The 2,094-nt window shown below is 56.9% G+C and carries 3 protein-coding genes; 2 read left to right on the forward strand and 1 reads right to left on the reverse strand.

The window, feature by feature from the left end:
* Nucleotides 1–114: 114 nt before the first annotated feature.
* Nucleotides 115–321 carry a hypothetical protein gene (locus tag ACO2Q2_RS17380; protein WP_423257506.1) on the reverse strand — a complete coding sequence of 69 codons (207 nt, stop codon included), beginning with the start codon at nt 319–321 and terminating at the stop codon, nt 115–117.
* A 382-nt stretch (nt 322–703) separates the two neighbouring features.
* Between ACO2Q2_RS17380 and ACO2Q2_RS17385 the strand changes: the two genes are divergently transcribed.
* Nucleotides 704–1,168 (forward strand): GNAT family N-acetyltransferase, encoded by a 465-nt coding sequence (locus tag ACO2Q2_RS17385; RefSeq protein ID WP_423257507.1) that lies wholly within the window; start codon nt 704–706, stop codon nt 1,166–1,168.
* 40 nt (nt 1,169–1,208) lie between these two features.
* Nucleotides 1,209–1,961, forward strand: a complete 753-nt coding sequence (locus tag ACO2Q2_RS17390; RefSeq protein ID WP_423257508.1) for a hypothetical protein — start codon at nt 1,209–1,211, stop codon at nt 1,959–1,961.
* The last annotated feature ends 133 nt before the right edge of the window (nt 1,962–2,094 follow it).

Raw genomic sequence — 2,094 nt, forward strand, 5'->3', positions numbered from 1 at the left:
GGGGGTCGGTTGCTCGTCGTTCTGCGCTCGTCCAGGCCAGCAGCCTCGCCCAAGCGTACCTCGTCGCAACCGTCTAACTTCTCGTCCAAGCGGACGGCTCCGCCGCCGCTTAACTCAAGCGTTAGAGGGCGGTGTCGCATTTGTCATTTCAGGGGTAGCTCGTCGCAACATGCAGCGCATCGCACGCACCAGCACCAGAGCAGCTTCGGCCGGCGTCGGCACAATCGTTATGCGCTCGGCTTGCGGCAGCACCCGTGTCATGGCTTCGTTGCGCGCACGCGCAAGTTCAAGTGTTTGGCGGTCGGGGTGGTCAAGCTCCATGCATCTCGGCTTCGGTCAGCCTCGTGTATCGTGCGGGCACCGCCGTCTAACACGGCGTCCAAGCGGACGCGCAAAAAGCGCGCGCCGCTTAACTCTGCGTTAGTCGGTAGCTCGTGTTGTTTCCTCGTTGCGTGTGTTTCGCCCAGCTTCGCGCTGGCTTGTCGTCTCTCGCCGCAGCAGCATTTCGCGCGGCATTGCGGCAATGCCCTCCGCTTTCAAAGCTGGTAGCTTGTGGGGGTCGGTTGCTCGTCGTTCTGCGCTCATCCAGGCCAACAGCCTCGCCCAAGCGCACCGCGTCGCAACCGTCTAACTTCTCGTCCAAGCGGACGGCTCCGCCGCCGCTTAACTCAAGCGTTAGGCTGCAGCAGCAATTTTCGTGGCCATGGTCAAACTCATCGAAGTCTCTGACGCTCATCGCGCGGCCATTGCCTCTGGCATTGATGCCCTCTCTCGCCTATTAGGTTTAATGGTGCCAACTGGCTGGCCGGTCTATCCAGACATCTTTGAGCGACCAACTAATCCAGCTTGGCCCTTCTTCTTGTTCGCCAACCCAGATCAATCGACAATCGTTGGTAGTGGCGGCTTTCTCACCGGGCCGGACAACAATGGGTTTGTTCAAATCGGCTACGAGGTAGCGCCTGAGCACAGAGGCCATGGCATCGCAACTCAAGCAATGCTAGAGATTATTTCTCTCAAGCCAGATGCGCATCTTGTCGCTGTGGTCGCCCCTACAAATTGCCCATCTATCGCCGTCTTGCGTAAACTCGGCCTCAAAGAGACTGGTCAAGTCATTCAGCACGCCAACGAGCCATTATCATTATGGGCAAGCACGCGGGCAGCAGCCTAACAATTCGTTCAAGCCGAACTTGCTTCGTTACGGCAAAGGCATGGCAGAGAAAGCTTGCCATGCCTTTGCCTCCACTACGCAAGTCGGCTTAACTCAGGTGTTAGACCGCAGGGGAGTCATCATGGCAGCAGACAATCTAGAGCCGCCCAAAGCGACAAAGGGTGATGTGGCACACGCGATCGCCAAAGCCGGGCTGTCACTAATTCCTGGTGTCGGCGGTCCAGCTGTGGAGCTCTTCCAATACGTAGTTCAACCACCACTTGAGCGTCGACGCGTTGAATGGATGAGCGCAGTAGGGGAGAAGTTACAAGAGCTAGAGAGCAAAGGCATCAACATTGAAGAGCTCGGCCAGAATGAAGAGTTCATATCTGCGGTAATGCATGCCTCTCAGATCGCCCTACGTACACACCAGAACGAAAAGAGAGATGCTCTTCGCAATGCAGTGTTCAACGTGGCTGCTGGCCAATCGCCCGGTGAAGCTCTCGAACAGATGTTTTTTGAGTGGATCGATTCACTGTCCGTTTTGCATCTTCAGATTCTCAAGTTATTCCAAAACCCAACCCCACCGCCCAACATGAGCATGGGTGGTCTCAGCAGCGTACTTGAGTACAACATGCCCAAGCTGCGTGGACATGGGCATGTCTACAATCAGGTTTGGAAAGACCTGTATTCACGCGGGCTCGTCAACACTGAGGGGATGAATGTGACTATGAGCGCATCGGGTCTGGCTTCAAAGCGCACTACCGAGATTGGAGACGCATTTCTCCGGTTTGTATCAGAGCCTTCGCTCTAACATTTCCCTGACTCCGTGACCTCTCCCTGCCAAACCGCACCACACAGCCACCTGCACGAGCCCGCCCGCTCACCCATCGGGTGAGGCCCGCTGTCGGGTATGCTGCGGCTCGATCTCGTTGCCGCGCCGTTCG

This window comes from Dyella sp. KRB-257 (assembly GCF_049445995.1).
Classification (GTDB): Bacteria; Pseudomonadota; Gammaproteobacteria; order Xanthomonadales; family Rhodanobacteraceae; genus Dyella_A.